Source organism: Chitinispirillales bacterium, from assembly GCA_031254455.1.
In the GTDB taxonomy this organism is placed as follows: domain Bacteria; phylum Fibrobacterota; class Chitinivibrionia; order Chitinivibrionales; family Chitinivibrionaceae; genus WRFX01.
Genome location: JAIRUI010000101.1, coordinates 1 through 5,650, shown reverse-complemented (window position 1 = coordinate 5,650; position 5,650 = coordinate 1). Strand labels below are relative to the sequence as shown.

Here is a 5,650-nt window from a genome sequence, read left to right as displayed (position 1 = left end):
AGGAAAATTTGGGATTAAACGAAAATGAATGGCTTTTTGCGCAAGGCACTATTTATCCAGATACCATAGAATCGGCGGGAACAAAGTTAGCAAGCAGGATAAAAACTCATCACAATCGTGTAGATATAATTTTAGAATTGATAAAAAAGGGGCTTGTGGTTGAGCCGCTCGCATCGCTTTACAAGGACGAAGTGCGTGAATTGGGCGAGAGTCTGGGCATCCCTCATAAACTCGTATGGCGGCACCCATTCCCCGGACCTGGACTTGGCGTCAGATGTCTGTGCAGCGATGAAAACGAAGAAGAAAAAAACGAAAAACAAGAAGAAAAGTTGTCCGAAATTTCCGCAAAATTCGGCTTTGAAGCGATACGGCTGCCCATACGTTCAGTTGGAGTGCAAGGCGACAGTCGAACTTACGCTCATCCTGCGGCGGTTTTCGGAAATTATAATTATTTTAATTTGGAAAACGTTTCGACTGCTATAACCAATCAAATAAAATCAATAAATCGTGTTGTTTTTTCGCTTTCTAATCAATGCGGCGACAAAAAATATCGGCTTGTAGAAGGATATTGTACGAAAAATCGTTTGGAAAAACTACGAGAAATTGATAAAATTGTAAATGATGCGATAATTTCAGCCGGAGAATACGAAAAAATTTGGCAAATGCCTGTAGTTTTACTGCCGATTGTCAATTCAAAAGGAAATGAAACAATCGTTTTGCGCCCTATAGTTTCTAACGAGGCGATGACGGCGAGGTTTTACGATTTGTCGCAAGCGGCGGTCAGTGAAATTATAGAAAATTCGCGCAAAATTCAAGGAATAGGCGATATTTTTATCGATATTAGCCACAAACCGCCCGGGACTATTGAATGGGAATGAAAAAATTGTATTTTATTTCAACATTTCAGGCATAGGAAATCTTACTTTTTCCTCTATCGTACTTATTTCTTCAACCTCGTCTATTATGAATTCGTCAGAAATCTTGCTTATTAGTTCCTGAACCAAATATTCCGGCGCAGAAGCTCCGGAGGTAATTCCTATAGTTTCAACATTGACGAACCATGAAAAATCAATATTTTGCGGTTCGTCAATTAAGTATGAACGGATGTTCAAAGATTCTCCAAGCTCTTTTAGACGGTTTGAATTAGACGAATTCGGACTTCCGACAACCAAAAGCAAATCAATTTTTCCCGCCAAATTCATAATCGCCTTTTGACGATTTGTAGTCGCATAGCATAAATCTCCGTCTTTTGGTCCTAATATATTGGGATATTTATTTTTTAATTCGGAAATTATGCTTTTTGATTCTAATCTGCTCAAAGTCGTTTGAGTTATGTATGCAAGTTTTTCATTTTTTGCAAACGGCAAATTCCTAATATCTTCCGGACGGTTTATTAAATATATTTTTTCCTTAATCTGTCCAAGATGTCCCTCTACTTCGGGGTGTCCGTTATGTCCGATTAAGATTATTTTCGCTCCTTCCGTAGAATATTTTATTATGTTGTTGTGGATTTTTTTCACAAGCGGGCACGATGCGTCCAAAATAGTCAAATTTTTTTGTTTCGCTTCTTTATAAACTTCAATTCCCGCTCCATGTGCGGAAAAAATTATAACCGAAGAATCCGGAACTTCTTTTACGTCTTTAACAAAAATGGCGCCTTGTTCTTTCAGTGAATTTACTACGGATTGGTTATGTACGATTTCGTTACGAACAAAAACCGGAGTTCCGTATTTCGTAATCGCCGCTTCGACAATCCTGATAGCGGTATCGACTCCAGCGCAAAATCCGCGCGGATTAGCCAAAATTATTTTCATAATTTCACCTTAAAATAAATTTGTCCGTTTAATATGTATTTTTCTATCTCATTACATTCCTCAAGCTGTCGGCAAATTTCTTGAATTTCATTTATTGAATGTCCGAAAACAGCCGCAATATCTTCAATTGTAATCGGTCGGCGGCTTACGGTTTTCAAAATGTTTTCTTTGATGGAAGTCGCGACTTTTTTTTCAGTTGAAATTTTGAAATTTCGCGAAATAATTTCTACCGGAAGCGGGCTAAAATAATTTTGTATTTCCAATAAACGTTCTATGGACGCAGATTTAACCCAATTGAAAGCCGGCGGTCTATCCAAGGAATTAAGTTGTATTCTTGCAGGCTTTATTTCTTCAAAATATTTTTTGAAACCGGTAAGTTCCGCTTCACTATCGTTAATTTTAGGAACTACAAAGTATTCCACCCACAAAATTCCATTATAAATTTTTACAAATTCTCTAAGTCCGTCCAAAACAAAATTGACGGAAACGCCGCTTACCGGACGGTTAATCTTTTGAAAACTGCTCTCAAAAATCGCGTCGACCGACGGAAGAACGAAATCAGCGTTCAATATTTCTTTACGAACGCTTTTTTCGGTAAGCAAAACCGCGTTGGTGAGAAGCGCTACTTTATATTGAGGATATTTTGTTTTTATATGTGAAATTATTTTCTCGACTCCTGAATTCAACGTCGGCTCGCCGCTTCCGGACAAGGTAATTACGTCTATATGCGGCGGATCTTCGTTTAAAAATTCGTCAAGTTCATAAATAACCTGTTTTATCGAAACATACTCTTCGCGTTTGTTCGTATGAGATGTCGTTTTTCCGCATTCGCAATAAGCGCAGTCAAGCGAGCAGGTTTTCATGGGAATTATATCTACTCCGAGAGAAAATCCAAGCCGCCTGGATAAAATCGGTCCGAAAACTATAGAATGTTTATATGGCATTTTCATTTTTCTCCAATAAATTATCGTAGAAAATAATATTTTCGGCTTATGAATGCGAAAAAAATATTGTCTTATGCGGCAAAACTTACAGTAACAATTTTAGTTTTTTGGTGGATTGACATAAGTATCGGTTTCTCAAACATTACCGATACTCTTAAAAAAGCTAATTTTCTTTGGTTTGCCGCCGCTATTTTTGTACATGTAATTTCAATTTTTATCGGCGCTTGGCAGTGGGGAATAATTTTGAAAAATCGTGGTGCATGTTTGTCGAGATTTGAAATTCTAAAAATATATTATACGGGAATGTTTTTTAATAATTTCATTTTGGGAACTATTGCCGGAGATTCTTTTAAGATAGCGATTTTACACAAAAAAAACAGAGCGAAACCGGCCTTTGCCGCGACATTTTTAGACAGATTCGCGGGATTTGCTTTATTGTCGGTTTTTGCAATTGTCGGTTCAATTATCATAAACGCGATAAATTTCGGCAGCAACAAGGATTTACGGATTACTATACTTTTACTCATATTTTTTTCGTTTATATTGGCAATTATATTTATTTTAATATTCTCTAAATCGGCGCAAAACGCTTTTTCGAAGACGCTTCTTAAATTCCCGAATACAAACGTTGCCGAAAGAATCAAGAATATTGTCTCTTCGGTATATATAGATAGGAAAAATAAATTAGATGCGAAAATGTTGCCGCAGATTTTTTCGTTATCGCTTTTAATTCAGGGGCTTAGGATATCAACGCATATATTTTGCGCGGTCGCTGTCGGGATTTTTACATTTAATACTATTCATTACTATTTTGTCATTATTCCGATTACCGCGATTTTAATGATGGTTCCGCTTCCTTTCGGAGTAATTCCTACAATTGCCGGAGCGATATTTTTTGCCGCCGGTTTTTCCGTGGGCGACGCGACAATTATGGAATTTCTTGCATCGGTCGCAGGAATTATCGGCTCGCTTGCCGGAGCGGTTTTTCTTTTTATCGACAGAAAAGCGAAATAAGTCGGTTTTTATCTAAACATAAATATTATTTTTACACTTTGCGTAAAATAATTAAGGAGAAAAAATGAGCGAACTTTTTGATATTAAAACGATTATGCAGTTTGTGCCGCACCGTTTTCCGTTTCTGTTGATTGACAGAATAATGGAATTTGAGGAAAATAAGCGCGTTGTCGCGAAAAAAAACGTGTCGATTAATGAAGCGCAATTTCAAGGGCATTTTCCCAACGAGCCGGTTTTCCCAGGAGTTTTGATCGTTGAGCACATGGCGCAGGCGGCTTGTTTTTTGCTTTCAAAATCTGCGGGTTCATTTGATACGAGCAAGGTATATTATTTAGGCAAGGTAAAAAACATGTCGTTTAGAAAACCTGTTGTGCCGGGCGATACGATTGAAACCGAAGTAAAAATTATTACGGCTGTCGGCGCAATGGCTATGGTTGAGGCGGCGTCTAAGGTTGACGGCGTTTTGGTCGCAAAAGGTGAATTGGCATTTAGCGCGGCGTAGGCTTTTGCAAGACAAGAATTGTAAAGAATAGGTGTCGAAGTTATGCTACATGAAATTATAACGATCAACGGCGTTCAAATATTGGACTATGTCGCAAATTGGTTGCGTTCGCATACGGTTTCGGTTTCTGTCGCCATAGTCACGACCACTATCGCCATCTATGGAATATACATAGGCAAGGCGGCAAAAAAAATTACGCATAATATGAACGTTATTATTCGTTTCGCCGTTTATGTTTTCGTTTATGCGTTCGGAATAGGTTTTTTATCCACGTATGCCGTAAGGTATATAACAAAACTGCTGAACAATTTGGATAACGCTTGGCTCGTAACCGTAATTTGTTTGGTATTTTCTCTGCTGATATATTTAGCGAACGATGAAAAGCAGATATGATTTTCATCGAAATAATGTTAGCGATAATCTGATAAATGATAAGCAAAAGAGATTTGAGAAAAGTTAAACAAAAAAACGGAGAATATATTATAAGAATGGGAAAAAAGAACTTAGATAATCTGCTTGCCCAACTTGAATTAAAAGATTCAGGTGCCGTTTTTTTTATAAATAAGGAAAACAAATTTGATGTATTATTGCATTTTGATGTTCAAAAAAAATTGGAACTGATTAAACCAGATGCTATTTATGTTTTTAACAAACAACCATTTATTTTATTTTTTGATCTGACAAATGAAAACAACGAAGAAATAGAGACCGATATTCACAAAAAAGTTTGGTCTTTTGATAATTCTCCTGTAATTTTTGTAATAAAAGACAAAGATATTAGTGTCTATAATGCTTTAAATTACACCCAAAAAGATAATAGTTTAGAGAAAATTGATATATCGGACGAAGAACTGGAAAAACAATTTTCGTTTTGGAATTTACAAAGCGGCGCTACTTGGAAATGGCTACAAGAAGATTACTTTATTTAACATAAAACTAAAGAAACTCGAAAAAGAATAAATGATAAACTTTTTCAAAATATTAAAGATGTTAGGGAACGGTTGATAAAATTAAATATACCAGAAAATCACGCTAATTCATTGATTTTGAGATTGATATTTATCAGATATTTGATTGACGAGAAGTTAAAATTAATACAGATTATATAACAGGCATAACAAGAAACGATAAAAGAGAATGTTTTTGCAGGTTAATTCTGCAGCCAAAAAAATTGAATAAACTTTTCAAATACTTAAATGATAGATTTAATAGCGTACTATTCAAAGATTTAGAAATTTTGTTAGATAAAGATCAATCTACATTGTGTTCACACTAACCCTTGACAAATATCATTTACAAAAATTATTTTACCGATTATGGAACTAACAATAGAACAATATAAGATAATAGAGGGTTATTTGTGTCTGTTGCACAAG

At 35.9% G+C, this 5,650-nt stretch carries 7 protein-coding genes; 5 read left to right on the top strand and 2 right to left on the bottom strand.

The annotated features are described in order from the left end of the window. Window positions 1-878 (top strand): hypothetical protein (locus tag LBH98_07990; GenBank protein MDR0304687.1); only part of this gene is annotated, 878 nt, incomplete at its 5' end. A 12-nt stretch (window positions 879-890) separates the two neighbouring features. On the opposite strand, the gene ispH is transcribed toward LBH98_07990, so the two are convergent. Continuing rightward, the gene (gene ispH / locus LBH98_07985) at window positions 891-1,814 is read right to left on the bottom strand and encodes a 4-hydroxy-3-methylbut-2-enyl diphosphate reductase (GenBank protein MDR0304686.1); all 924 of its coding nucleotides are present in this window, start codon (window positions 1,812-1,814) and stop codon (window positions 891-893) included. Continuing rightward, window positions 1,811-2,758: a radical SAM protein gene (locus LBH98_07980; GenBank protein MDR0304685.1), complete on the bottom strand. Its 948-nt coding sequence runs from the start codon at window positions 2,756-2,758 to the stop codon at window positions 1,811-1,813. The genes ispH and LBH98_07980 overlap by 4 nt, the downstream gene beginning before the upstream one ends. Before the next feature lie 48 nt (window positions 2,759-2,806). On the opposite strand from LBH98_07980, the gene LBH98_07975 reads away from it, so the two are divergent. The 4 genes from LBH98_07975 to LBH98_07960 all read left to right on the top strand — a co-directional run bounded on the left by LBH98_07975 (window position 2,807) and on the right by LBH98_07960 (window position 5,203). Next, complete coding sequence (locus tag LBH98_07975) at window positions 2,807-3,772, top strand: flippase-like domain-containing protein (GenBank protein ID MDR0304684.1); 966 nt, start codon at window positions 2,807-2,809, stop codon at window positions 3,770-3,772. 64 nt (window positions 3,773-3,836) lie between these two features. Continuing rightward, the gene (fabZ, locus tag LBH98_07970; GenBank protein ID MDR0304683.1) at window positions 3,837-4,274 is read left to right on the top strand and encodes a 3-hydroxyacyl-ACP dehydratase FabZ; all 438 of its coding nucleotides are present in this window, start codon (window positions 3,837-3,839) and stop codon (window positions 4,272-4,274) included. Between the two features lie 42 nt (window positions 4,275-4,316). After that, a complete protein-coding gene (locus LBH98_07965) occupies window positions 4,317-4,667 on the top strand; it encodes a DUF3392 domain-containing protein (GenBank protein MDR0304682.1) in 351 nt (116 codons plus the stop codon). 53 nt (window positions 4,668-4,720) lie between these two features. After that, window positions 4,721-5,203 carry a hypothetical protein gene (locus tag LBH98_07960; GenBank protein MDR0304681.1) on the top strand — a complete coding sequence of 161 codons (483 nt, stop codon included), beginning with the start codon at window positions 4,721-4,723 and terminating at the stop codon, window positions 5,201-5,203. Window positions 5,204-5,650: the final 447 nt, after the last annotated feature.